A 25,280-nucleotide genomic window follows, 5' to 3' on the forward strand; every position below is an offset into this window, starting at 1 on the left:
AAGCTATTATTAAGCAAGTTTATAAATAATTTTTTTATTATAAAATTATTTAAATTTAAGTATGGAACTCATAAATAAATAAAAACAATTAGAAATTATATATAATTTAGCAGAAAGAGAGCTTTTTTAGTTATCTGGGTCAGCCCTTTTTTTATTAGTAAAATAATTTCTATACTGTCTTTTATTAAATTTTATTATTGAAATTCTTTTATTTTTTTTATAATTATATATAATCTTATGTAAAATATTAGAATTGGAGTTGTTTATGATTTATACTATAACATTAAATCCTGCTGTAGATTATTATATCGATATGAATAAAGTAGATGAGGGAGAATTAAATAAGGTTAATAATTCATATACTTTAGCGGGCGGTAAGGGAATAAATGTTTCTAAAGTATTAAAGAACTTTAATATTGAATCTATAGCTTTAGGTTTTTGCGGAGGTTTTACAGGAGAATATATAAAAACTGATTTAAATAAATACGGCATTAAAGATAATTTTATATCTTTGTCAGAAAATACTAGAATAAATGTAAAAATAAAAACAGCTAAAAATGAAACAGAAATAATGGGAAAATCTCCTAAAATATCTAATGAGAATATAGATGCATTATTATCTATCATAGATAATGTTGAGGATAATGATATATTAGTGCTTTCTGGAAGCGTTCCTAGTTCTGTGAGAGAGGATATTTATAAAGATATAATACAAAAAACAAAATCTAAAAATAATATAAAAGTAATTTTAGATTCAAGAGAAAATGCATTTAAAATAGCAGTTAAAGAAAAAGTTTTTCTTACTAAGCCTAATAGAAAAGAATTATCAGGATACTTTGGAAAGGATATAAAATCTGTTTATGATATAATAACTTATGCCAAGCAATTAGTAGAAGACGGAAGTGAAAATGTTATAGTATCATTAGGTAAAGATGGTTCTGCTTTAGTAAATAAAGATGAAGCTTATATAGGTAATGCTCCAAGCGGACAATTGATAAGCTCAGTAGGTTCAGGAGATGCTATGGTTGCTGGCATAGTATATGGAATAAGTAAAAATCTAAATATACTAGATTCCTATAAATATGCTATAGCGGCTGCAACAGCTACAGCTTTCAGCGAAGGACTTGCTCTATTTGAAAATATGAATAGCTTTTTAGATAAAGTAGAAGTTAAAAAAATTAATTTAAAATAAAAAAAAATATTTTTAATTTTTATTTAGGCAAGAGCCCTATTTTTTAGGTTTCTTGCCGTTTTTATTTTAATATGTAAACTAAAATCATAAAAAAAATTATATTATGTATATTTTTTATTGATTTAAATTTATAAAACTATCATAATATATATAGAAAGAGAGAAATAAATATAAACAAATGGAGTTGATTATGAAAAAAATTATTATGATTATAATATTTATTAGCTGTTCTATTTTATGTTCAGAGTATTATGCATTAGATGAATGGCATATAGTTCAAAAAATAGATCCTATAACAGATGATAAAGAAATTTCTATATTCATAAAAAAACAGGAAGAGAGAAGTTTGAATTTCAATACATTCATAATAAAAATAAACAGCAATTCTATAAATATAAATTTATATACTCCGTCTATTATATTCAAAAAAGATTTTAATGAAAGTAATAATAATATAGATATTATATATAGATTGGATAAAAATGAACCTAGAAATACGGTATTAAATAAATATGGAGAAAGCGAATTTTATTCATTAACCAACTCTCAAAATTCCAGTCAGAAAAGCATAGTATTTTTAAAAGAAATGCTTTCATATAATACTTTGGCTGTGAGAGCTATAGAAAATATTAATAATATAAAACATACTTACACTTATGTTTATGATTTGAATCAATTAAGTGAAATTTTATTTAATGCAGATTTTAATGATACAATACTAGAAAATTATAAATCAGAATTTGATTCTATAATAAATCAAAAAAATAAATCAGAAGAAAAAAGCAGCTATAAAACTGAAACTAATGAAGAAGAAACAAATAAAATCAATCATAAAGAAAATATATATATGATAGATGATATTAATTATATTATTTAAATATTCTATTTTTTGATGCATGTGCCAAAGCTATTGCCGCAGCATCTGCAGTATCATCTTGAATAATATCAGAGCCCGTAAAAAGATTAACCATTTTAATCACAGCATCTTTATTTGCATTTCCATTGCCCGTTATTTGAGATTTTACTTCTTTAGGTTTATACTCTTCAAACTCTATTTTGTTTAGAGTAAGTGCCAATATGATAATACCTCTGGCTTCAGCAACCTTTATAGCAGTTTTTGTATTCTTTGAAAAGAAAAGCTCTTCTATAGAAGCATTATCAGGCTTATATTTTTTTATAAGCTCATTTAGTTTAATGAATATAAACTCAAGTCTTTGATTGTAATTTTGATTTGAAAAAGTTTCTATAAGCCCGGAATCTACTATTTTGTATTCAGAATTTTTAGATTCTATAAAAGCATATCCGCATCTTGCAAATCCCGGGTCTATTCCTAAAGTTATCATTTATTATGACAAAATAATTATTCTTAATATTAAAAAATAATTATTCTTCTATTAAATTATCAGTAATTTCTAAGTTAGTAGCTACAGCAGAAACATCATCATGATCCTCAAATAAACCTATGATTTTCATAACTTTTTTAGCATCATTTTCAGCTATGCTCATATTATTATCTGCAACCCTTACTATCTCAGCACTTTCAGGCTCAATACCTTTAGCCTTTAAAGCATCTACTATAGATGATAAAGTTTCCATAGGTCCTGTGATAGTGAATACTTCATCATCTTGTTCTATATCTTCAGCACCTGCATCTAATACTATATCCATTAAACTCTCTTCAGTATTTCCGGCAGCAGGAATCATTACAATAGCCTTTTTCTTAAACTGCCAAGAAACTGCACCGCTTTCAGCTAAGTTTCCGCCGTTTTTACTGAATATAGATCTTATTTCAGCAGCAGTTCTGTTTTTATTATCTGTAGCAACATCTACTATAATAGCAACTCCTCCCGGAGCATAACCTTCATAAGATATTTCTTCTATATTAGCGCCTTCGCCTGCACCTGAACCTCTTTTTATAGCTCTGTCTATATTATCATTAGGCATATTAGTGCCTTTAGCTTTAACTATAACCATTCTTAATCTAGCATTCTGGTCTGGGTCTGGGCTTCCTCCCTCTTTTACCGCAATTGTTATTTCTTTTGCTATTTTTGACCAAATTTTACCTTTTTTTGAATCATTTGCAGCTTTTTTATGCTTAATACTAGCCCACTTGGAGTGTCCTGACATATTACACCTCTGTTTATTATATTTTTTATTCGCCGTAATTATATATTAAAAAACAACTATTGTCAACTTATTATAAAATAATATAAATATTTTTAATGATTTAATACCTTATATAGAAAATCTTTAACTCTGTCATGTTTAGGATTAGAAAAAAACTCATCAGGCTTTTCATCTTCAAGTATCTTTCCGTCATTCATAAAAAGTATCCTAGTAGCAACATTTTTAGCAAAGCCCATTTCGTGAGTAACAATAATCATAGTCATACCTTCTTTTGCAAGCCCCACCATAACATCTAAAACCTCTTTAATCATTTCAGGGTCCAAAGCAGAAGTAGGTTCATCAAAAAGCATAATATCAGGCTCCATAGCCAAAGCCCTAGCTATAGCTATTCTTTGTTTCTGTCCGCCTGAAAGTTTATTAGGATATACATCTTTTTTATCAACTAATCCTACTTTTTCAAGAAGCTCCAAAGCCTTTTTCTCGGCATTCTCTTTTGATATTTTTTTTACTTTCATAGGCGATAAAGCAATGTTTTCCATAACCGTTTTATGAGGAAATAAATTGAAATGCTGAAATACCATTCCAAGCTCCTGCCTCATAAAATTAATATTAGTATTTTTATCCATAATATTTTTATTATTGATGATGATATCGCCTTCAGATGGTTCTTCAAGTCTATTTATACATCTTAAAAAAGTAGATTTTCCGCTTCCTGAAGGTCCTATTACAGCAATAATCTCGCCTTTAGAAATATCTGTATCTATACCCTTTAATACCTCTAGTCTGCCGAATTTTTTATGTAAGTTTCTAATTTTAATCACTTTCTTTTAACCCCTCCTCTACTTTTTTCATAATCATTGCAAATACAGAAGTGAGTATAAAATATATTATTCCGACAGCAATCAAAGGCTCAACTCCTCTGTATGTCTGACTTGTAATAATATTGGCTGACCTTAATAAATCAACTCCGCCTATAAATCCTACTACAGAAGTTTCTTTAAGCAATGCTATAAACTCGCTTACAAGAGGGGGAAGAATCCTTCTTACAGCCTGCGGTATTATGATTTCTTTCATAGACAGAGAATAGTTCATTCCTAAAGCTCTGGCAGCTTCCATCTGTCCTTTATCCAAACTCTGTATTCCAGCTCTTATAATCTCAGCAACATAAGCCCCAGAGTTAATACCGAAAGCAATAGCTGCTATAATAAGTATAGGAGTGTCTCTCAAATTATCAATAAAAATAATATTAGCCCATATCATAAGCTGAACCACTACAGGAGTTCCTCTTAAAATATTGACATACCAAAATGCAATCTTTGACAGAGGATTAAAATTAGATAATTTTTTAAAGTTTTTGAATGGATAAAATTCAGAAAGCTGAAGCAAGGCTATAAGTATGCCTAATATAATGCCTATAATAGCCGCACATACGGTTGTACCTACAGAAAATATTAATCCCTTTATAATGTAAATATATCTGTCATTTGATATAAATATTAATTTAAGGAGTTCTAAATATTCCATTATTATATATAAACCTAAAAAATATATCTTCCCCCATATAATGATAAAAATAAGGGGAAGATATTATTATTATTACTCTCCGAAATATTTGCTTATTAAATTATCATAAGTGCCGTTTTCTACAATAGTTTTTAAAGCATTATTTATTTCTGCAAGAAGTTCTGTATCTTCTTTTCTCATAGCTATAGAATATTCTTCAACAAGAGCATCAGTTTCTATTAATTTTAATTCTGTATTTTGAGCAGTATAATTTTTAGCAGGCTCATAATCTAATACTACAGCATCAACTTTCTGCGATTTTAAAGCTAATATAGTTTCTGAAGCAGCATTGAATTTCTGAACTTCAACATTAGTCATTTCGCTTACCAAAATATCGCCTGTATATCCTAAAACTACACCGACTTTTTTACCTGCAAAATTATCAAAAGAAACTATATCAGTATTGTCTGAATGAACTACTATAGACTGTTTAGAATTATAATAAGGATCTGTAAAATTAACAAATTTCTTTCTGTCTTCAGTTGCTGTCATACCAGCTGCAATTAAATCAATTTTTTTTGCCTGTAAAGCAGGAAGAAGCCCGTCAAACTGCATATCTACTATTTCTATTTCTTTGCCTATTAATTTAGCTATTTCTGCTATCAAGTCCATATCAAAACCAACTATTTTTTCTCCTTCTCTATACTCAAAAGGCTCAAATTCTGCATTAGTACCTACATAAAGCTTATTCCTATCCGCCTTTTTCTGACAGCCCGCAAATACAAATAATACAGCTATTAAAACTGCGGCTATTTTTACAATATTGTTTTTTATTTTTTTAAACATAGCAAAATCCTTTAATTTTTATATTTTTTAAATAATTCCATATAATATAGAATTAAAATTATTATTGTTGCTAATAAAAATTGTTTTTATTATTGCTAGCGATAAACTTTCTATTATTGCTAATAAAAATTATGAGCTTTGATATTCTGCCATTCTGTGAATGTCAGACGCTCATAATTTTTATAATTTAAGTTAGGCTCGCTTTTTTATTATTATTTTTAATAAACTCTGCTATTCTTAACAATGTCAGGCACTCACAATTTTTATATTTAGCTTTTCTAGTATTTAAAAAATTATTATTTTTTAAGTATTAAGAATATTATAATTTCTATATTTTTTAAATAATTTTATATAATAATATAAAAAAGTCAAGATAAAAATAATTAATATATGCAATGCAGTATATAATAAAAAAATTGAGAATAATGGTATTTTAATTTTATTATACTTGTTAATAATAATCGGACAGGTATTAAAATAATAGTAAAAGTTTAAAATATAAATAATTTCAAATAAAATTAAATTATTTTCTATTAAAATTAAACTATTTTCTATAAATTTCCATCATATTAGAGTAAGTTACTTCACAATAGCTTGAACTTGTGAACCTAAAACGAATAGCATCTACTCCGTATCCTGCACCAAATTCATGTATTGAGGCTTTTTCATTTGGTCTCCATGGGGTTATTGGAACATAATGTAGAGTGCCATTATTATCAGGAGCACCGAAATTACCAGCTTCTGTGATTAAAAAATAATCTCTGCTATCTGCTTCATTTATCCATTTACCAATAAGTTCAGAAGCTAAAAACTTCTTATTACTGCAAGATAAAGTTAATAAACACATACTAAAAAATAATATAAATAGTTTTTTCATAAATATAAATCTCCTTAATAAGGTTTAAATAATCTATTTTTTAATATCAAAACTTAATTAATAACTTTTATTTATATCCAAATTAGTATTGCTTTTAGTAAACTATAAAATAATATAAACTGTTCTTCCTATTTTTATAACTTTATTACATAAATACTATAAATATTATAGTACAGTAGACATAAATGTCAATAAATATTTTATAAAATTGCTGTTTAATAGACATAGATACTGCCAATTTTTTAGTTTGAATTACTGCAAATAAATAAAAAATAAAAGCTAATAAACTTAAGTAAAAAGTATATTAGCTTTTATTTATATTTTAATTATTATTAATTATTCTCTGCTTGAAAAAACCTTATCTATGATGCCGTATTCTTTAGCCTCATCGGCACTCATAAAATAATCTCTATCCATATCAGCCTCAAGTTTTTTAATATCCTGTCCTGTATGATTAGCCATAATATTATTGAGTATTTTTTTCAAACGTATAGTTTCTTTTAACTGTATTTCCATATCGGTAACCATACCTCTGGATCCTCCTGATGGCTGATGAATCATTATTCTTGAATTGGCAGTAGCAAATCTTTTACCCTTAGCACCTCCTGCCAAAAGCAAGGCGCCTGCAGAAGCAGCCTGTCCGACGCATAAAGTAGAAACATCAGGCTTAACATACTGCATAGTATCATACATACCCAAAGCAGCGGTAACAACTCCCCCCGGACTATTTATATATAAGGAAATATCTTTTTCAGGGTCAGCCGATTCCAAAAATAAAAGCTGTGCTATAACTACATTAGCAACATCATCATTAATCTCTCCGCCCAAAAATATAATTCTGTCTTTTAAAAGTCTCGAATATATATCGTATGAACGCTCTCCTCTGCTAGTCTGCTCTATTACATAAGGTATAGTCATATAATTTCTCTCCATTTTGTATTATAACCTCTTAATTATTAATATCCGCCCCAAACATCGCTTTCTTCAGGTACAAATTTAACGGGAGCTTTTTCTGAAATATTAACATGTTCTTTAACATACTCCATTATAGCTTCAGAAGCAGCTCTTGTATGTGCATCACGCATTATATAATTAACTATATTCTGCTGTTCTTCTTTAGGAAGTTTAGAAAGTCCCATATAGCTTTGATACTGATACATTCTATTAGCATATTCCTTAGCCTTATCTTCATTTATAGTTATAGAATCTTTATAAGTATCTGAAAGTTTAGCCATAATCATATCGAAAGTTATTTGTTTTCTAACATTCTCTTCATATTCTTTTTTTATATCATCATCTGTTTTAGCAACTGATATTAAGAAATCTGTTTTAGTCATTCCTCTGCTGTTCATAGATTTTTCAAATTCATCTAAAGATATTTCAAGCTGCTCTTCAAAATATCCTTTAGGAAGAGTAATATTAACTAATTCTATTAATTTATTAAATAAACCGTCATTTATAAGTTCTTTATTAGCTCTTTCTTCCGCTCTTTTTGCTAAATGCACTTTTAATGATTCTCTTACCTTTTCTTTGTCTTCGCTTTTTGAATCATCTTTCATATCAGGTTTTTCTACTTTTAGAATATTCATTATTAAAGTAGCTTCTTTACCATCAACATAAGTAGTAAGAAGTTTTTTATCATCTTTTTTTACGCCTACAGCATTTCTAGCAAATATGCTTTCATTTTCATCATTACTTGCTGCAACTGTTAATTCTTTATTATATTTCTGATTAGCTTCATCATCAAATTCTATCTTTACATAAACTTTATCGCCTATATCAGATTTCAAATCGCTTTCTTCAAAATTAGAAAATCTTTGAAGAGAAAGTTTATAAGCCTCTTCTACAACATTATCATCAATATCATATTTATTTTTTTCAACATTTATAGAAGACAAGTCAGGCAAATCAAATTCAGGTATAGGATAATATTCATAATCAAGATAAAGCCCGTCATCTTTCTTTTCTAAATTAAGAAGTTTAGGGGTACCTAAAGCCTTAACATTTTTTTCATCATGATAAGTATTCCAAGCCTCTTCTATAAAAACTTCATTAGCAGCACTTTCTAAAGCTTCTCTGTATCTTGAAAGTATAATATTATTAGGAGCATGTCCTACTCTAAAGCCTTTAACATTAACTCTAGGTTTATAATATTCTATTTGCTTTTCTAATTCTTTATTATAAGCATCTTTAGAAATAGTGATTTTTAAAGTAACTAAATCTTTTTCATCGGTTGAAGTTTCAAATTGTAAATCTTTAATATCCATTTTTATAATACCTTTTTTAATAAAAAATAAAAAAATAACCCCAATAGAAAAAAACATATCTATTGGGGCATATTAATGAGCGGGAAACGGGACTCGAACCCGCGACAGTCTGCATGGCAAGCAGAAACTCTACCAACTGAGTTATTCCCGCATAGACATTTTTAAAGTATAACATAAGCGGGAAAAAAGTCAATAGTAAGCAGATTAAAAATAAAAAATAGTTATAAAACAGATATATATAAACGGCAGTAATCTTTATCCTTATTGATTTGATTAGAATAAAAAGAACATTCATAATCTTCAATAAATGATCTTTTTAATAAACCTTTATCAGCATCTTCATGAACTTTATTCCAAGCATTATTAATGGCTTCTGCTATATTTTCTCCTTGTGCTTCATATTTCTTAAAATTAGATTTACTCTCTATATCGCTTTCAAATAATTTATAATCTAATGATATTATAGTCATATCATAATAACCGTCATTATCATAATTATGATATTTTGATATCATATTAAAATTATCACAAAGCATCATAGGGATTTTTTCAGATTCTATATCCTTCCATATCTCATAAATAGAATCTATACCTTCTTTTGTACTATTAGTTCTTATAGTTAAACTTTTTATTTTATATGACATTTTAACTCCTAAATATATTTTTTATTTGCCTTTTTTTCATAAATTAGTTAATCATACTAAATTATTGCTTTAAGACATTGGGCAGGTATATTATAATATTAATAAAAAAAAGTCAACTATAAAAACAAATTTGATATTATTTTTTATTATGTAATATTAATTAAAAAAAATTATAATAAAGAAAAATTATATAAAAAAAATTATAATGAAAAAAAATCTGCTAAAAATCTGCCTACGCCGTCCTCATTATTGCTTAAGCATATATAATCAGCTTTTCTTTTGAGTTCTTCTTCAGCATTTTCTAAAGCTACTCCTATACCTGCATACTCTATCATTTCTATATCATTATAATTATCACCGAAAGCTATTACTTCTTCTCTTTTTATTCCCTTTTTACTGCATAGCCATTCTAAAGCACTGCCTTTATTAATTCCGTAAGCTAAAACTTCAAGAAAATTAGTATGAGAAAATGATGTATGCACTTTAAAATTATTATGCCTTATTTCATTTTGAAGTTTTTCAAGCTCATCTCTATCGCCTATAAACAGCATTTTACTAAACTCGAAATTTTTAACATTCTCTAGTCCTATAATTGTATCCGTAATTTTTTCTCTTTCAATATACATTTGATAATAGAAATCAGGTTCGGATACTATATATTGTTCTTCACAATAAACATGAAGATAAACATTATATTTATTATGAAGCGAGCAAATTAATTTTGATGTATCAGAATCTATTAATTTATTGTATATAAAATTACCATTGGTATCTGCTATTATGGCTCCGTTAAAAACTATAGAATGATTATCATTTTCAATCATATCTTTATAACGCTTCATACCATTAAAAGGTCTTCCCGTAGAAAGTATTATTTCTATTCCTTTTTTCATTAGAGATTGAAAAACTTTTTTATTATAATCGCTTATAGAACTATTTTTATTTAAAAATGTTCCGTCTAAATCTGTTGCTATTAATTTTATATTATTATTAATCATAAAAATATATTATCATAAAAATCATCAAAAACAAGTATATTATAATAATAAATCATATTTATTATTATTATTATTATTATTATTATTATTATTATTATTATTATTATTATTATCTGTATAATTTGATTTTATAGGCTCAAAAGAATATCTATGCATATCGCTAGGTCCGTATATTTCTAAAGCTTTAATATGCTCTTTAGTTGCATATCCTTTATGTTTAGAAGCCTTATACTTCTGATAAATATCAGGAAGCTCATTCATCATTTTATCTCTGCTTACTTTGGCTAATATACTTGCACATCCTATGCTGTATGATTTAGCATCTCCTTTGATTATAGAACATTGCTTTATATCTGTATCCAATTTTACAGCATCTATCAATAATATATCAGGCTTTATACTCAAATTTTCAACTGCCTTAATCATAGCTAATTTTGAAGCATTATAAATATTAATTTCATCTATAGTTTTAGAATCAACAGAGTAAATGCTGTATGATAATGCTTTATTTATAATATCTTCATAAAGTTTTTCTCTTTTTTTAGCATTTATTTTTTTAGAATCATCAATACCTTCTACTATATTTTTTCTAATTAATTCAATATCTTTATTATTAAACTCTAAAGGCATTATAACCGCAGCAGCAGTAACAGGTCCGAATATGCAGCCTCTTCCAACCTCATCAATACCGCATATATACTTATAGCCTAATGATAAATATTCTTTTTCAAATGAAAACTTATCTGATTGAAATTTATTATCTAAAAAACTATTCATAAATAATACGCTATTATAATAATTTATATGTTAAAAATACTGCTATAATAACAGCCAAAATAGAAACAGATAATATAACTATATCATTAATTTTGCTGCCTGATACTTTATTATTATTACTATTATTATATAAAGCTTCTTTATTTTTTATATGATTAATCAAATTAGAATTATATGCTTCTGATTTTTTATTTGAAGCATCAAATAACTGTTTATATTTTATATTATTTTCATATAGTATATCATTTACAGTTTTTATAAGCTCATCATTTTTTAATTCCTGATTTTCAATTTTTTTATTTACTGTATCAGATAGTTCTTCAATTTGAGAATTATCTTTATTAAGAAGTTTGTTAATCTCTGCTTCCAAATCTTTATAACTCTTTCTTATATTTGAAAACTCTTTGAAATTTTTTAAATTCTGTTCAAGCATTATACTGTTATAATCAGCATTATTTTTTTCTATTTTTTCATCTATACTGCTTTGAAGCTCTTCTTTAAATCTATTTAAATTTTCTTTCTCTTCATCTAAAAATTTAATTTGCTCTTCCTTACTTTCATTTATTTTATTAGTTAAATTATCGATTTCATTTTTATATACTTCTGAACTGCTTGATAATTTATCATTAATATCATTAATTAAATTATCATATTTTATATTATTTTCATTTATAGAATTTTCTAAATCTTTACGCTCTTTCTTAATATTTGAAAACTCTTTGAAATTTTTTAAATTCTGTTCAAGCATTATGCTGTTATAATCAGCATTATTTTTTTCTATTTTTTCATCTATACTGCTTTGAAGTTCTTCTTTAAGTCTGCTGAAATTTTCTTTCTCTTCATCTAAAAATTTATTTTGCTCTTCCTTACTTTCATCTATTAAGTTAGTTAAGTTTTCTATTTCCTCTCTATGTTTTTTTGAATTGCTTAATAATTTATCATTGATATCATTAATTAAATCATCATATTTTATACTGTTTATACTTATAGCATTATCAACTTTCTCTACAGTTTCTTCTAAAGAGGACTGGCTCTTTTTCAAATTATCAATTTCATTAAAAGTTTTTAAATTCTGGTCAAGTATTAATGTACTGAATTGATTTTCAGCGGCAGAAATTTTTTCATCATATATATTTTTATTTCTGTCTATTCTTTCATTTATATCATTAATATTGCTTAATAAATCTTCATAATTTTTATTTAAATTAGATTTCTCTTTTTCTAAAAATTTAGCCTGTTCTTCTTTGCTCTCTTCCAGCTTATCATTTAAATTATCTATTTCTTTTTTGATATTGTCTGAATAAGTATTTAACTTCTCATTGATATCATTTATTATCTCATCATATTTAGTATTATTTTCGCTTATAGAACTTTCAACTATATTTGAAACTTTTTCATTTATAGAGTTTTCTAAATCTTTATGACTTTTTCTTATATCCGAAAACTCTTTGAAATTTTTTAGATTCTGTTCAAGCATAACACTATTATAATTAGAATTATTTTGCTCTATTTTTTCATCTATACTGCTTTGAAGTTCTTCTTTTAAGGATTTAGTTTGCTCTTCTAATTTATCATTTAAATTATTTAAATTATCTATTTCTTTTTTAATATTGTCTGAATAAGTATTTAGCTTCTCATTGATATCATTTATTATCTCATCATATTTAGTGTTATTTTCGCTTATAGAACTTTCAACTATATTTGAAACTTTTTCATTTATAGAGTTTTCTAAATCTTTATGACTTTTTCTTATATCCGAAAACTCTTTGAAATTTTTTAGATTCTGTTCAAGCATAACACTATTATAATTAGTATTATTTTGTTCTATTTTACTATCTATTTTTTCATCTATATTATTTATCTTATTATATAATTCCGATATTTTGTCAGAATTATCATCATATTCTAAATTATTTTTATTTAAATCTTCTGAATTCAAAGCCATTACAATATCCCTTATTTATATTGTTAAATTAATAAAAAATTAAAGATAACATTAAAATATCGTCATCAATATACTTATAATTTAAAACTCAAAAAATTATTCTTGATATAAATTTATTTATGCTTTATATATGTACTGTTTTAAAAATATATCAGAGGTTAATATTGGCTAAAGTATTAGGACAAACAACACCGCTTAAAATAATGTCTGGAATATATAAAAGCGGAAGGCTTCATCATGCATACCTTTTTTACGGAGATGAGGGAGTTGGAAAATTTGAAAGTGCTTTGAATTATGCTAAAGCTATTTTATGCGATAGGAAAGACGGTACATACTGCGATGAATGTAAATCCTGCAAAATGATAGATCAGTATAAGCACCCTGATGTTATAGTAGCTGCCACTGATGAAAGATTTAGAAATGCTGAACTTTATTTTAATCAATATTTAGAATATAAACTTCCGCATTTATTTAATAATTTTTATTCTGCATGCCGTTCTATACTCTATAAAGCCGAATCTATGCTTTTTGACAGCTATGACAATTATCCCAACAGCGAGCCTAAAGAATATATGCTTGGAAGTAAGAAAGAAACTTCAAGATATGCATTAATAGAGCCTTATTATTTGGCAGTAAATTATACTTTAAATGAATTAAATTCAGATAATGCTGAGTTTATAGATTCGATATTTAGAAACAAATCTAAAGAAGCTTTAAATATAGCAAAAAATAAAGGCACAAAAAAGAAAATTTCAATAGAAGGCAGTTTCTTTGATGCATTAAAAAAAATATATTATAATATTATACATACTGTAATACCATTAGATACTGTTAGAAATATTATAGAATTAACTTATAGAAAACCGAGAATATCAAATAAAAGAATTATTATTATAGAAGGCATAGAACTAATGGATAAAAAAGCTCCTAATATATTTTTGAGAACTTTAGAAGAGCCTTCGGATAATAATATATTTATTTTAATAACATCTGATGCTAATAAATTGGTTCAAGACGGTATGAAGCCTCTTAGGTCGCGTATGATGGAATTAAAATTTTCTTCTTTGTCTGAAAACACATTAAGATCTATATTAATGAAGAGATTAAGGCTGAATGAGGAAAAAACAGCCCCTGCATTGGAAAATTCTTATGGAAGTGTGTCAAAAGCTGTAAAATATATACTTGACAAAAAATCAAATACAAGCGATAATATATATAAGGTGCTATTATCTTTTATGGACGCTGCTTTAAATAATACATCTTCTCAAATAGCCTCCTTAACAACATTGCTTTGCGAAGGAGAATATGAGATTGCTGATACTATTAAAGAAATGATTAATATTCTTAAAAAGTCTTTAGAAGATAAATATCTTGAAATAGAAAATAGAAGCTATATATTTCCAAGTTCTATTTCAGATGAAAGTATTGTATGGACTATTGATGAATTAGATTTTGCAGTCAATACTCTGATTAATACAAATACTCAGCCTAAAATGCTGCTTTATAAAACTTTAGGCAACATTTATATGTGGTTACACAATTATAATAAAATTTATAGGAGTTATACATGAAAAAATTATTTCTTGTATTAAGCGTAATAATTCTAGCTTTAAGCCCAGCATACGCACAAGATGAAACTGCTGCCGCTAATGAACAAACTACTGAAACTGCTGCTGATAATCAGAATGCTGCAGGAGATACAAACACAGTAGAGGGATTAAGATCATTTTCTCCTTCATTTACTGATTTAAGAAATACTGATGATATTTCTCTCGATAAAGAATATGATCTTCTTCAGACTAATCTTACAAAAATAAGAGAAGATTATCTTTTTAGAGTTCTTTATAAAGCTAATAAAATATTAGAGCGTTATACTAATGTCAACTTCACTGATACTAATGAAATGTTTTACAATGCTGTTTATTTCTACGATTTAGTTGCTAAGCCTATAGCTAATGACAATAATGTAGATATAGCTCTTTATGAATTAGATAAATGTTTCAGACTTTATGATGAGATTAAGCCTATTTATGAAATACTTGGAAAAACTAATGAATTAAAACAATCAGATTATGAATTAAATCTTTATGCTGGTATTTTCAATCTTTTTAAAGGTACTGCAGGCTATTATTCAAAAAGCAGATATCATTTAATGAATGCTTTGAATAATGAACTTTCAGGAGAAAATGATCCTCAAAAGTTAATTATGCTAAACACTTATTTAGCAGGCGTTAATTATAATTTGGCTACTATCAATCAAAACAGCGATGTAAGCAAAGTTTATTTCTTTAATGAAATGTTTAATAATCTTTGGGATTTAACTACTTTAAAAACAGAAGATGAAAATATTAAAACTGCTAAATATAAATTGTTAATCACTAAATATCATAAAATATTATACACTGCTTCTGATAGATTCAGAACAGTATATTCTAAATATTATGATGAATTAGGCTTTGTTTATGGCAATACTGAAGATGAAATATTAAGCAGAGATGTAAGACCTGTTTACAGAGATAATGACAATAATGGTACACAAGCTGCAGAAACTCCTGCTACAGAAGAAGCTAATTGATTTTTAATATTTAATTAAAAAAATAACTAAAGGCATGCCGTTTATTTGGTATGCCTTTAATTTATTAATAGTAGTTTTTATTAATAAGTTGTTTGTATTATTTAATAATTGCTTGACATTAATTAAAAATAGTTTATTATATTAAAATAAAAATGAAGGAGTAAAATTATGTTTGAATTAATGAAACTTTCTTACGGAAAAGAAGATTTAGCACCTTATATGTCTTCTAACACATTAGATTTCCATCATGGTAAGCACTTAAACACTTATGTAACAACTCTTAATGATTTAGTATCTAAAGATGCATCATTACAAGGTAAAAGTATTGAAGAATTAATAACTTTATCACATAATAATCCTGATAAGCAGGCTGTATTTAATAATGCAGGGCAGGTTTATAATCATGAAGAATTCTTCAAAATGCTCAAAAAAGATGCTGCTATGCCTGATGAAGTAAAGTCAAAAATTGAAGCAGATTTCGGTTCAATTGATGCTTTTAAAGAGGCTTTCACTACAGGCGGTAAAACTCAATTCGGTTCAGGCTGGGTTTGGCTTGTAATTAATAATGGTAAATTAGAAGTTAGAAAATATCCTAATGCTATGAATCCTATAGCTGATAAAGTACATGGTGTTTTAACTTGCGATGTTTGGGAGCATGCTTATTATTTGGATTATCAAAACAGAAGACCTGATTTCTTAACTACTTTTGTTGATCATTTAGTAAATTGGGATTATGTTCTTGAAAGAATAAAACTTGCAAAATAATTTAGTTTATACTAATTATTTATATATTTTTAGGAGAATTAAAATGAAGGATTTAAAAGGTACAAAAACTGAAGCAAACTTACATGAAGCTTTTGCAGGCGAGTCTATGGCTAGAAACAAATACACTTATTTTGCTAGTGTAGCTAGAAATGAAGGTTATGAGCAAATCGCTGCAATTTTTCTTGAAACAGCTGAAAATGAAAGAGAGCATGCCAAAATACATTTCAAATATCTTAATGGTATAGGAGATACTCTTCAGAATTTACAATCTGCTTGGGAAGGCGAAAATGAAGAATATGAAAATATGTACCCAAGAATGGCTAAAGAAGCTACTGAAGAAGGTTTTGATGAAATAGCACGTTCTATGAAATTAATCGGAGATGTTGAAAAAGAACATAGAGAGCGTTATGCTAAATTAAGAGAAGCTGTAAAAAGCGGAAGTGTTTTCAAAAAAGCTACTAAAGTTCAATGGAAATGCAGAAACTGCGGTTTCATAGTAGAAAGCGAAGAAGCTCCTGAACTTTGTCCTGTTTGTAAACATGCTAAAAAATTCTTTGAAGTACGCGTTGAAAACTATTAATTGTTTTTAATAATTATTTCTTAAATAAAAGAAGAGGGGAAATAATGCTCTCCTCTTCTTTATTATTTTAAACTTAAAGTATTAATAAATTTTATATATTATAATTATTATTGCTAATAAAAATTATGAGCTTTGATACTCTGTCATTTTATGAATGTCAGACGCTCATAATTTTTATAATTTAAGTTATAAACTTTATATTATTGCTAATAAAAATTATGAGCTTTGATGCTCTGCCATTCTATGAATGTCAGATGCTCATAATTTTTATATTTAGTCTTAAAGCATTTAAAAAATTATTAGTTTTTATTATCGCTAATAAAAATTGTTTTTATTGTTGCTAGCTATAAACTTTCTATTATTACCGCTTTGCGTGCCTTCGCTAACACTAGATGCCAGCTAAAGCTGTCATCTGCTCAGGCTCGCTTTTTTATTATTATTTTTAATAAACTCTGCAATTATTAACAATGTCAGACGCTAATAATTTTTATATTTATTTTATTATTGCTAGCTATAAACTCGCTTTAAATTAGCTAATAACTAAAGTTATTAGCTGCTCGTTTATAGCTTTAAAAAATTTTCTTTAATTCAATAATTCCAAAGCATAATATTCATATTAGTATATCAAAAAAAATATTTAAGTAAATAAAAATATTTGTATAATTATTGCTGATAAAAATTGTTTTTATTATTACTGCTGCCTCAGCTTCGCTTATTATTATGCCTGATGATATATGTCAGACGATTTTTTTAATAAGTTTTAGTATCAGGTATTCATAATTTTTATATTTAGTATTCTAGTATTTAAAATATTAGTTTTTAATAGAAAAAATTATTGCAATTAATAGTTTTTTATTATAAAATTAAAAATTAAAATATTTTTTTATTCAAATTCATATCTAAAAATTGAAGAGGAAAAATAATTATGTCTATTAAAGTAAGAGAAGCATTAACATTTGATGATGTATTATTAGTACCAAAAGAGTCAGATATACTTCCTAAAGATGTTTCTTTAAGAAGAAAACTCACAAAAAAAATAACATTAAATACCCCATTAATCAGCTCGCCTATGGATACTGTAACCGAATCTAAAATGGCTATAGCTATGGCATTATGCGGAGGATTAGGAGTAATACATAAAAATATGCCTTTAGAACAGCAGGCTGAAGAGGTAAGAATAGTAAAAAATTTTAAAGATATAGAAAATAAAGAAAATGTTACTTTATCAGACGATGGTTCTTTAATAGCTGCTGCTGCAATAGGAATATCTGATGATAGGTATGAGAGAATAGAAAAACTTATAGAAGCAAAGGCGGATTTAATAGTTATAGATACTGCACACGGGCATTCAAAAAATGTATTAAATGCTATAAGAGAGATAAAAGATAAATACAAGCAAGTTGAGGTAATAGCTGGAAACATAGCTACTGCTGACGGAGCTAAAGCATTGATTGATGCAGGCGTAGATGCCATAAAAATAGGTATAGGGGCAGGTTCTATATGTACTACTAGAATAATAGCAGGTATTGGAGTACCTCAGCTTACTGCTATATATGATGCTTCTGATATAGCTAAAAAAAATAATGTGGGTGCTATAGCTGACGGAGGGATAAAATATTCAGGAGATATAGTAAAGGCTTTTGCTATAGGTGCTGATGCTGTTATGGCTGGGGGGCTTTTTTCATCTACTTATGAGTCTCCGGGTGAAGTAATAATAATAGACGGAAAAAAATATAAACCTTATAGGGGAATGGGCTCTATTGGGGCTATGATACATGGAAGTAAGGACAGATATTTTCAAAACGATGTCGTTAATAAATCTAAATTTGTGCCTGAAGGAATTGAGGGCGTTACAGAATATAAAGGACATGTTGCTGATGTTGTATATCAAATAATAGGGGGTATACGAGCAGGAATGGGTTATATAGGTGCTAAAGATATAGAAATGCTTCAGGAAAAAGCTGAATTCATAAGAATAACAAATCAAGGTTTGGCTGAAAGTCATGTGCATGATGTAAAAATCACTTCTAAAGCACCTAATTATTGATTTCTTATATAAAGTTATTTAATTATTGTATATTTATTTAACTATTTATAATAAATTTAATATTATAAATAACTTGAATTTTTTAAACTCTTTTTATATAATTACTAAATTATAATCGATTTTTTAATTAAAAATTAAGGATATGTAAATGTCATCTAATAAAAAAACTGCATCTAAAAAGAAAAGCCCTATAATAAAAACTCTACAATGGGTAGGAGTATCAGCTGTTTCAATACTTTTAATAATCTATTTTTTGGTAGTGGATACAAGAGGAAGTCAGAAAACTCCTACAATAGGTTCTGTTAATGGAAAGCCTATATACTATACAAGCACAAGCCCTTACGGCGTAGCTTTTAAACAAATAGAAAGTAATTATCAAAGATTTGGAATACAGTTAAATAATGAAATGTACAGCTATATAGATAATTTAGCATTTAGAAGTGCTGTTGCCTCAATTTTATTAAGCGATGCAGCAAGAAAAAATATCAATGTAAGCGATAATTTTATAGTGGAAGCTCTTAGAAGTCAGTTTATAGATACGAACGGCGTTTATAATCAAATGGCTTATGAAGCATTTATTAAAAATTCTTCTCAGTCTGATAAAGTTAGAATAGAAAAGGATATAAGGGAAGATATATTAGTGCAAACTATTTATTCTGAATTATTTTCTTCTGTAAAATTAAATGATTTGGAAATGCAAAGAGAATATAAAAAGAATCTTACAAAAAAAGATATTGAAATGGTTTATATAGATGCTTCTGAAATACTGCAGTCTGATGAAATAGATTCTGATGATTTAGAAAAATATTTTGATGATAATAAAACTAATTTTGCTCAGGCTGATATTTCTTGGATAATATTAGAAAGCGGCGGTGCGGCTGATAATATATATAAGTCTTTGAAAGATGATATAACTTTATTTGAAAAAACTGCTATGGAAAAAAGTATAGATACTAATAATTATAAATTAGGTTATCTTACAAAAATGCAAATGCCTTCTGAAGATTTTGCTGATAAAATTTTCGCTGATAATAAAGGAAATAATCTTTTAAAGCCTATATATGCAAATGGATATTATTATATTGTATTGGTTAATGATATAAGAATACCTGAAAAATATACTGATGTTAATAGAGAAACATTAAGAAGAGAATATTTAAATATTAATATGGATTCTCTTTTAGAGGCTGAAAAAACAAAGCAGGCTGAAGTATTGAAAGCTGCTGTATCAGGTATAAATAATTTACAGACTTTAAATGGAAATGGATATATAAAATATTACAGACCTTCTCAGGCATTTTCTTATAATCAAGGAAGACTGAACACTGCAGAAGGAGTTATTATACCAGATTCCTCTACAGAAAATTTTTATATGCATGCTTTTTCTTTACAGACAAATCAAATAAGCGGTGTTATAAGATTGGATAATGGCGTTGCCGTTATGAGGCTTATATCAGAAGAAAAACCTAATATGGCTTCGCTGGTATCTATAAGTGCTGCTTCAAAAAATGCTGTAAAAAGAGAATTATCTAGGCAGAGAATAGACCTTATACGAAATGAATGGGAAAATCAGCATATAGCAAATGCAAGAGTAAAAAAATATGAAATAAAATACTAAATAGTTAATAATATCATTATATTTAAAATAATATAGTTATCAAATAAAAATATATTAATAAATTTTTATAAAGTGTAATTATTTAAATGATAAAATATGCTTTTTTAATATAATGAAATATTATAAATTAAAGTTATAGTATAATATTAAAGTTTAGTAAATGATAACAGAGAAAGTATTAGTTTAAAAAACTATAATACTATTTCTTAAAAATAAAAAATACTGCCAATATCAAACATAAAAATCCTATAAAATGATTAATTTTCAAAGTTTCTGTTTTAAAGAATACTAATGTAAAAATTGTGAATATAGTTAATGTAATTACTTCCTGCAATACTTTAAGCTGCATAAGTGAAAAAGGTCCTCCATTTCCTTGAAACCCAATTCTATTTGCAGGAACCTGAAAACAATATTCAAATAATGCAATTGTCCAGCTTATTAATATAATTATAGGAAGCGATAACTTGGCAAAACCTTTCATCTCACTGAATTTTAAATGTCCGTACCAAGCCATTGTCATAAATGTGTTTGATAATATAAGTAAAATAATAGTTGCTGCAGCTTTCATAATAATATTTTAATTTTTAGTATAATATTTTTGATTTTTATATATCGTAATAAAATTCTAAAATATTAGAAAAAAATAAGCCTCTATTATAGAGAATAAAGAGGCTCATAGTTTAATTAAATGAAGGTTATAAAATATAATCGTATATTGATACAAAGTTAATATCACTAAATAGTTTGTTAGTATATTCTAACAAATTTTAAAAATATGTCAATACTTAATTGAATAAAAAATAATAATTTTTAATAATAATAAAAAAATAATTAAAAAAAGTGAGCCGAAGCACATCGATAATTTATTATCGATGTAGTTAAAGCGACGCCTGCCAACACCATAGTGGACTTCGTCGGCACGCTTCGCGAGGCGGACTTCGTCGGCGAGCATAGCAATAATAAAAACTAATAATTTTTTAAATGCTATAAAGCTAAATATAAAAATTATGAGTACCTAACTTTTAAAAAATAAATTTATTAGCTTTATTAAACGAGTTTGTCAATAAAATAACTTTTCTATTATAATTTAACTATGAAATGTATAAATAAAAACAATTATATAATTTAGCAAAAAATGGATTTTTTAGTTATCTAGGATATCCCCTGAAATTATTTTTAATAAGCCTTATCATTTTTAAAAATATCATACTCTCATAAAATTGTAAGCATAATACTTACTATTTAATTTTTTAATTATTTAGCTTTTCTATCCATTCCAATACTTTAGATAGTATATGCTCTCTGTCCATATCTTCAAAAAATATGCCATTAACTAAATCATTATGATAAATATTTTTATTTTCAAATATTATACAGTCGGCAAGACCTTTATTAAAACTGTTTATCTTACTAGAAAAATTAATTGAATTGTGAAAATCGCAAATAGGATCTGCCTCAGAATGTATGCATAAAACTCTTGTTTTTTCGCTTCCGTCTATATGAGAATAAGGATTAGCAGTTTCTCTATTATATCCCTCTTCAAATAACTGATCCAGCATAGGAGTTATTATATCATTAGTACATACATTCAAATCAGTAGGTCCGCCAAGAGATATATATCCCTTAAAAAGAGAAGAATTAATATTGTATTTTTTCTGCATCTCTTTATTATATACAAGCAAAGCACCTAAATGAGCACCTGCAGAAGAACCTATAATTATTATATCTGAATAATCTATATTTTTCTCTTTTAAAACTTCTAATGCTTTATTAAATCCTGAAAATACATCTTCTATTTGACAAGGATATTTATAATTTTTACTAAGTCTGTATCCAAGTAAAATAGTATGGAATTTCTCTTTAGCAAATCTCCTTCCAACAAATCTATATAAATCAGCAGTACCTTCTCTCCAGCCGCCGCCGTATATATAAATTATAATTTTCTTTTCTGCATTTTCATTTTTTTCTAATTGAGGTGCAAAATATAATATATACTGAGCCTTATTTTCATCATATTTATACTTTTCAGGCTTTATTTTTTTATCAGTCTTTATATAATTAAATGCCATTATAGGATAAGTTAAATATTCTCCTAATAAATTTTTTCTTCTAATTTTTTCTTCTTCTATATCTTCCTCTTCTTCTATATTTTCTTCTTCTATTGTTATATTTTCTTCTTCATTATTCTTTATATTTTCTTTTTTATTGTCCATAAAATACTCCTTTTTTTATTAATATCATAAATGAAAAATCTTTCTTACAGATGAAATAAAATCAGCATTAAATAATATAAGCATAGCCAAAATAATAATAATACCAACACCTAAAGCCGATAAACTGCTCCATAATACAAAATGAAATAAAGGCAGAATTATCATTAATATTGATATAAAAGAAGCAGAAATTATATAAGAAACATATTCATTAAAATATTTTCTGTCTATAACAGCAATCATAAACATAGCAATATTCAAGCCTAAAGATAAAAAAGGAACTGCATAATTAAAAGACCATTTATAAAAACCTGTGAATATATCTATTATAATAATAAGACTGCTTAATATAAAAAACTCTATAAGAAGTTTCTGTCTTAAATATAAAGTATTTGCTGTAAAACATATATAAGTAAAATACGAACATAATATAGATATAACGGATATTACAGCCCAATTATATTTAGAGCTAGTTGAAATATTTATTATTATCAAAGCTATTATTACAGATAATGATGATAATAAAACAATTTTTTCAGCATTTATTTTTTTCTGAAGTTTATAAAACCATTCATAAGAATGATATTCTTCATAAATTATTTTTTCATCATTATCATTATTTAATTCTTTATTATCATTATTTAGTTCTTTCAGGCATAAGGGACATATATTTTTATTAGTTTTTATTTTCAATCTGCAGTTATTACAATAAGACATTTTATTTATACTCCGAAATCATTAGAATAAATTTCTGTTTCTGCGATACGGGATATATATTGAAAGAAATATTTTATTATATCTGTTTCTATCACAGTTCTATTAAATGTTATTGATAATTTATCTTCAAAACTGCATAAGCCGCAATTTAGAGGGCTATTAATTGTAGGATAAACAACTGCTTCAAAATGATTTATATAATCTTTCATATCATCTGGAAGTATTATATTTCCGAAATTAGATAATGTTATAGTTTTCAATTTATCTTCAAAAAGTTCAAATGCTAAATTAACAATAAAATTTTTAATAAACAAAGGTATAAATTTAATTAATGCATTATTTTCTAATTTTGCATTCTCATATATAAAATTCTGAAGTTTTTCTTTATTAACCTTTTCTTTCATTTCATTATTTGTAATTTTTATAATATCTTCAAAAGTCAATTCTCTGTCAGCAGAAATTAATATATTAGCAATACCGAAGAAATTTTTTAAAGATATAGAAGGAAAAATATTTCTTAAATTAACAGGCAGGCATATAACTATATTTTTTTTATCAAGTCTGTTTTTTATTCTAGTTTCATAAATAGAGTAAGCAAGAACAGCTAATATATATGAAGTTACTGTAACATTATGCTTTTTACTCTCTTCTTTAATTTGCTTCACATTTAATAAACCATGTACAACATTATCGCCGTAAAATTTTAAAGGCTTTCCTTTAATTAAATAAACATTCTTTATCTTTTTTTCTTTCTTAGACTTTTTTTTATTTTTTGTATGAACTGAAAAGCTATCATCATAATCGCCTAAAGTATGCATATTATCTTTAAATATATCATCATTTTTATCATCTATTTTTTTTCCAAGCAAAACAAAATAATGATATAATAAAGATTTTAAAAAAGCTATTAGAGATGATGCATCAGCAAGAGAATGATCTATTTCAGTAAAAATTCTGTATTTATAATATCCTACTCTTATAAGATATCCGTTATTTAATTTGCTGTTTATATTAAAGCAGGGATAATATTTATCTTCATTTATAAGTAATCTTCTATGATTTTCCTCAAAATAATTCCAAAAAAGCCCTTTTTTTATCATAAGAGAAAGTGTAGGAAATCTTTTTATAGTGATATCTAAAGCATTCTGAAGCATTTGAGAATTGACTTCTTCTTTAAGAACTGCAGATACTCTAAATATTGGCATATTTTTTTTATTTTTTATAGATACAAAAAGTTTAGCAGCATTATCCAATTTATATAGATGTTTCATATTGCATCACACTTATTACTTATTATCTATTACAATTACATATAAATTAATGGCTATATTATAAATCATGCATTCTTTTTTGCAATGATTAAATTTATTAAGTTTATAATATTAAAAATCTTATAATCGGATCATATTTTCATGTACTCATAAGCAAACTTTATATATACTTGTAATTTTTTATTATAGCTTTAAAAAATTTTTATTTAATTAAGTAATTCCAAAACATAATATTATTATAGCTTTTCTATTTCTTATTTACCAATAAAAAACTTGTTCGTTAATGATATCCTGCCATTTAGCGAATGTCAGGCACTC

General features: G+C 26.1%; 24 protein-coding genes and 1 tRNA gene. 8 read left to right on the plus strand and 17 right to left on the minus strand.

Features of this window, described 5'->3' with window-relative positions; translation table 11 throughout:
• The first annotated feature begins 265 nt into the window (after positions 1-265).
• Entirely contained in the window at positions 266-1,192 is a 927-nt protein-coding gene (gene pfkB / locus QZ288_RS09400; protein WP_295158149.1) for a 1-phosphofructokinase, read from the plus strand.
• Between the two features lie 190 nt (positions 1,193-1,382).
• Positions 1,383-2,069: a hypothetical protein gene (locus tag QZ288_RS09405; RefSeq protein ID WP_295158152.1), complete on the plus strand. Its 687-nt coding sequence runs from the start codon at positions 1,383-1,385 to the stop codon at positions 2,067-2,069.
• Here QZ288_RS09405 and ruvC read toward each other — a convergent pair.
• The 13 genes from ruvC to QZ288_RS09470 all read right to left on the minus strand — a co-directional run bounded on the left by ruvC (position 2,062) and on the right by QZ288_RS09470 (position 13,176).
• Positions 2,062-2,535 (minus strand): crossover junction endodeoxyribonuclease RuvC, encoded by a 474-nt coding sequence (ruvC, locus tag QZ288_RS09410; protein ID WP_295158155.1) that lies wholly within the window; start codon positions 2,533-2,535, stop codon positions 2,062-2,064. The two genes, QZ288_RS09405 and ruvC, sit on opposite strands and share 8 nt — an antisense overlap.
• A gap of 40 nt (positions 2,536-2,575) precedes the next feature.
• Positions 2,576-3,319, minus strand: coding sequence for a YebC/PmpR family DNA-binding transcriptional regulator (locus tag QZ288_RS09415; RefSeq protein ID WP_295158158.1), 744 nt, complete (start codon positions 3,317-3,319; stop codon positions 2,576-2,578).
• Positions 3,320-3,411: 92 nt separating this feature from the next.
• Positions 3,412-4,140 (minus strand): amino acid ABC transporter ATP-binding protein, encoded by a 729-nt coding sequence (locus QZ288_RS09420; protein ID WP_295158160.1) that lies wholly within the window; start codon positions 4,138-4,140, stop codon positions 3,412-3,414.
• Positions 4,133-4,846 carry an amino acid ABC transporter permease gene (locus QZ288_RS09425; RefSeq protein WP_363322980.1) on the minus strand — a complete coding sequence of 238 codons (714 nt, stop codon included), beginning with the start codon at positions 4,844-4,846 and terminating at the stop codon, positions 4,133-4,135. The genes QZ288_RS09420 and QZ288_RS09425 overlap by 8 nt, the downstream gene beginning before the upstream one ends.
• 69 nt (positions 4,847-4,915) lie before the next feature.
• On the minus strand, positions 4,916-5,668 hold the full coding sequence (locus QZ288_RS09430) for a basic amino acid ABC transporter substrate-binding protein (protein ID WP_295158165.1): 753 nt from the start codon (positions 5,666-5,668) through the stop codon (positions 4,916-4,918).
• 544 nt (positions 5,669-6,212) lie between these two features.
• Entirely contained in the window at positions 6,213-6,545 is a 333-nt protein-coding gene (locus QZ288_RS09435; protein ID WP_295158168.1) for a hypothetical protein, read from the minus strand.
• A 336-nt stretch (positions 6,546-6,881) separates the two neighbouring features.
• On the minus strand, positions 6,882-7,463 hold the full coding sequence (gene clpP / locus QZ288_RS09440) for an ATP-dependent Clp endopeptidase proteolytic subunit ClpP (RefSeq protein WP_295158212.1): 582 nt from the start codon (positions 7,461-7,463) through the stop codon (positions 6,882-6,884).
• A 38-nt stretch (positions 7,464-7,501) separates the two neighbouring features.
• Positions 7,502-8,812 carry a trigger factor gene (locus QZ288_RS09445; protein ID WP_295158171.1) on the minus strand — a complete coding sequence of 437 codons (1,311 nt, stop codon included), beginning with the start codon at positions 8,810-8,812 and terminating at the stop codon, positions 7,502-7,504.
• A 78-nt stretch (positions 8,813-8,890) separates the two neighbouring features.
• Positions 8,891-8,963 (minus strand) — tRNA-Gly (locus QZ288_RS09450).
• A 70-nt stretch (positions 8,964-9,033) separates the two neighbouring features.
• Positions 9,034-9,456 (minus strand): hypothetical protein, encoded by a 423-nt coding sequence (locus tag QZ288_RS09455; protein WP_295158174.1) that lies wholly within the window; start codon positions 9,454-9,456, stop codon positions 9,034-9,036.
• Between the two features lie 200 nt (positions 9,457-9,656).
• On the minus strand, positions 9,657-10,454 hold the full coding sequence (locus tag QZ288_RS09460; protein WP_295158176.1) for a Cof-type HAD-IIB family hydrolase: 798 nt from the start codon (positions 10,452-10,454) through the stop codon (positions 9,657-9,659).
• Between the two features lie 39 nt (positions 10,455-10,493).
• Complete coding sequence (locus QZ288_RS09465) at positions 10,494-11,231, minus strand: ribonuclease HII (RefSeq protein WP_295158179.1); 738 nt, start codon at positions 11,229-11,231, stop codon at positions 10,494-10,496.
• A gap of 13 nt (positions 11,232-11,244) precedes the next feature.
• A complete protein-coding gene (locus QZ288_RS09470; protein ID WP_295158182.1) occupies positions 11,245-13,176 on the minus strand; it encodes a hypothetical protein in 1,932 nt (643 codons plus the stop codon).
• 164 nt (positions 13,177-13,340) lie between these two features.
• Between QZ288_RS09470 and QZ288_RS09475 the strand changes: the two genes are divergently transcribed.
• The 6 genes from QZ288_RS09475 to QZ288_RS09500 all read left to right on the plus strand — a co-directional run bounded on the left by QZ288_RS09475 (position 13,341) and on the right by QZ288_RS09500 (position 20,761).
• Positions 13,341-14,747 carry a DNA polymerase III subunit delta' gene (locus QZ288_RS09475; RefSeq protein WP_295158184.1) on the plus strand — a complete coding sequence of 469 codons (1,407 nt, stop codon included), beginning with the start codon at positions 13,341-13,343 and terminating at the stop codon, positions 14,745-14,747.
• Positions 14,744-15,751, plus strand: coding sequence for a hypothetical protein (locus QZ288_RS09480; RefSeq protein ID WP_295158187.1), 1,008 nt, complete (start codon positions 14,744-14,746; stop codon positions 15,749-15,751). The genes QZ288_RS09475 and QZ288_RS09480 overlap by 4 nt, the downstream gene beginning before the upstream one ends.
• Positions 15,752-15,919: 168 nt before the next feature.
• Complete coding sequence (locus QZ288_RS09485) at positions 15,920-16,516, plus strand: superoxide dismutase (RefSeq protein ID WP_295158190.1); 597 nt, start codon at positions 15,920-15,922, stop codon at positions 16,514-16,516.
• A gap of 43 nt (positions 16,517-16,559) precedes the next feature.
• Positions 16,560-17,096 carry a rubrerythrin gene (gene rbr, locus QZ288_RS09490; protein ID WP_295158193.1) on the plus strand — a complete coding sequence of 179 codons (537 nt, stop codon included), beginning with the start codon at positions 16,560-16,562 and terminating at the stop codon, positions 17,094-17,096.
• 925 nt (positions 17,097-18,021) lie between these two features.
• Positions 18,022-19,143, plus strand: coding sequence for an IMP dehydrogenase (locus QZ288_RS09495; RefSeq protein WP_295158196.1), 1,122 nt, complete (start codon positions 18,022-18,024; stop codon positions 19,141-19,143).
• Positions 19,144-19,291: 148 nt separating this feature from the next.
• On the plus strand, positions 19,292-20,761 hold the full coding sequence (locus QZ288_RS09500; protein ID WP_295158199.1) for a peptidylprolyl isomerase: 1,470 nt from the start codon (positions 19,292-19,294) through the stop codon (positions 20,759-20,761).
• Positions 20,762-20,960: 199 nt separating this feature from the next.
• Here the strand turns inward: QZ288_RS09500 and QZ288_RS09505 are convergent, their stop codons facing one another.
• From QZ288_RS09505 to QZ288_RS09520, 4 genes are all read right to left on the minus strand, one after another.
• The gene (locus QZ288_RS09505) at positions 20,961-21,329 is read right to left on the minus strand and encodes a DMT family protein (protein WP_295158202.1); all 369 of its coding nucleotides are present in this window, start codon (positions 21,327-21,329) and stop codon (positions 20,961-20,963) included.
• Positions 21,330-22,011: 682 nt separating this feature from the next.
• On the minus strand, positions 22,012-22,974 hold the full coding sequence (locus tag QZ288_RS09510; protein WP_295158205.1) for an alpha/beta hydrolase: 963 nt from the start codon (positions 22,972-22,974) through the stop codon (positions 22,012-22,014).
• 24 nt (positions 22,975-22,998) lie between these two features.
• On the minus strand, positions 22,999-23,691 hold the full coding sequence (locus QZ288_RS09515; protein WP_295158208.1) for a DUF6320 domain-containing protein: 693 nt from the start codon (positions 23,689-23,691) through the stop codon (positions 22,999-23,001).
• A gap of 5 nt (positions 23,692-23,696) precedes the next feature.
• Complete coding sequence (locus tag QZ288_RS09520; RefSeq protein WP_295158210.1) at positions 23,697-24,962, minus strand: alcohol acetyltransferase; 1,266 nt, start codon at positions 24,960-24,962, stop codon at positions 23,697-23,699.
• Positions 24,963-25,280: the final 318 nt, after the last annotated feature.

This window comes from uncultured Brachyspira sp., assembly GCF_910578695.1.
Taxonomy (GTDB): domain Bacteria; phylum Spirochaetota; class Brachyspiria; order Brachyspirales; family Brachyspiraceae; genus Brachyspira.

Coding starts and splice junctions, on each gene's coding strand:
- pfkB (WP_295158149.1), top strand. CDS start 266: ATGATTTATACTATAACATTAAATCCTGCTGTAGATTATTATATCGAT.
- QZ288_RS09405 (WP_295158152.1), top strand. CDS start 1,383: ATGAAAAAAATTATTATGATTATAATATTTATTAGCTGTTCTATTTTA.
- ruvC (WP_295158155.1), bottom strand. CDS start 2,535: ATGATAACTTTAGGAATAGACCCGGGATTTGCAAGATGCGGATATGCT.
- QZ288_RS09415 (WP_295158158.1), bottom strand. CDS start 3,319: ATGTCAGGACACTCCAAGTGGGCTAGTATTAAGCATAAAAAAGCTGCA.
- QZ288_RS09430 (WP_295158165.1), bottom strand. CDS start 5,668: ATGTTTAAAAAAATAAAAAACAATATTGTAAAAATAGCCGCAGTTTTA.
- QZ288_RS09435 (WP_295158168.1), bottom strand. CDS start 6,545: ATGAAAAAACTATTTATATTATTTTTTAGTATGTGTTTATTAACTTTA.
- clpP (WP_295158212.1), bottom strand. CDS start 7,463: ATGACTATACCTTATGTAATAGAGCAGACTAGCAGAGGAGAGCGTTCA.
- QZ288_RS09445 (WP_295158171.1), bottom strand. CDS start 8,812: ATGGATATTAAAGATTTACAATTTGAAACTTCAACCGATGAAAAAGAT.
- QZ288_RS09455 (WP_295158174.1), bottom strand. CDS start 9,456: ATGTCATATAAAATAAAAAGTTTAACTATAAGAACTAATAGTACAAAA.
- QZ288_RS09460 (WP_295158176.1), bottom strand. CDS start 10,454: ATGATTAATAATAATATAAAATTAATAGCAACAGATTTAGACGGAACA.
- QZ288_RS09465 (WP_295158179.1), bottom strand. CDS start 11,231: ATGAATAGTTTTTTAGATAATAAATTTCAATCAGATAAGTTTTCATTT.
- QZ288_RS09470 (WP_295158182.1), bottom strand. CDS start 13,176: ATGGCTTTGAATTCAGAAGATTTAAATAAAAATAATTTAGAATATGAT.
- QZ288_RS09480 (WP_295158187.1), top strand. CDS start 14,744: ATGAAAAAATTATTTCTTGTATTAAGCGTAATAATTCTAGCTTTAAGC.
- QZ288_RS09485 (WP_295158190.1), top strand. CDS start 15,920: ATGTTTGAATTAATGAAACTTTCTTACGGAAAAGAAGATTTAGCACCT.
- rbr (WP_295158193.1), top strand. CDS start 16,560: ATGAAGGATTTAAAAGGTACAAAAACTGAAGCAAACTTACATGAAGCT.
- QZ288_RS09495 (WP_295158196.1), top strand. CDS start 18,022: ATGTCTATTAAAGTAAGAGAAGCATTAACATTTGATGATGTATTATTA.
- QZ288_RS09500 (WP_295158199.1), top strand. CDS start 19,292: ATGTCATCTAATAAAAAAACTGCATCTAAAAAGAAAAGCCCTATAATA.
- QZ288_RS09505 (WP_295158202.1), bottom strand. CDS start 21,329: ATGAAAGCTGCAGCAACTATTATTTTACTTATATTATCAAACACATTT.
- QZ288_RS09510 (WP_295158205.1), bottom strand. CDS start 22,974: ATGGACAATAAAAAAGAAAATATAAAGAATAATGAAGAAGAAAATATA.
- QZ288_RS09515 (WP_295158208.1), bottom strand. CDS start 23,691: ATGTCTTATTGTAATAACTGCAGATTGAAAATAAAAACTAATAAAAAT.
- QZ288_RS09520 (WP_295158210.1), bottom strand. CDS start 24,962: ATGAAACATCTATATAAATTGGATAATGCTGCTAAACTTTTTGTATCT.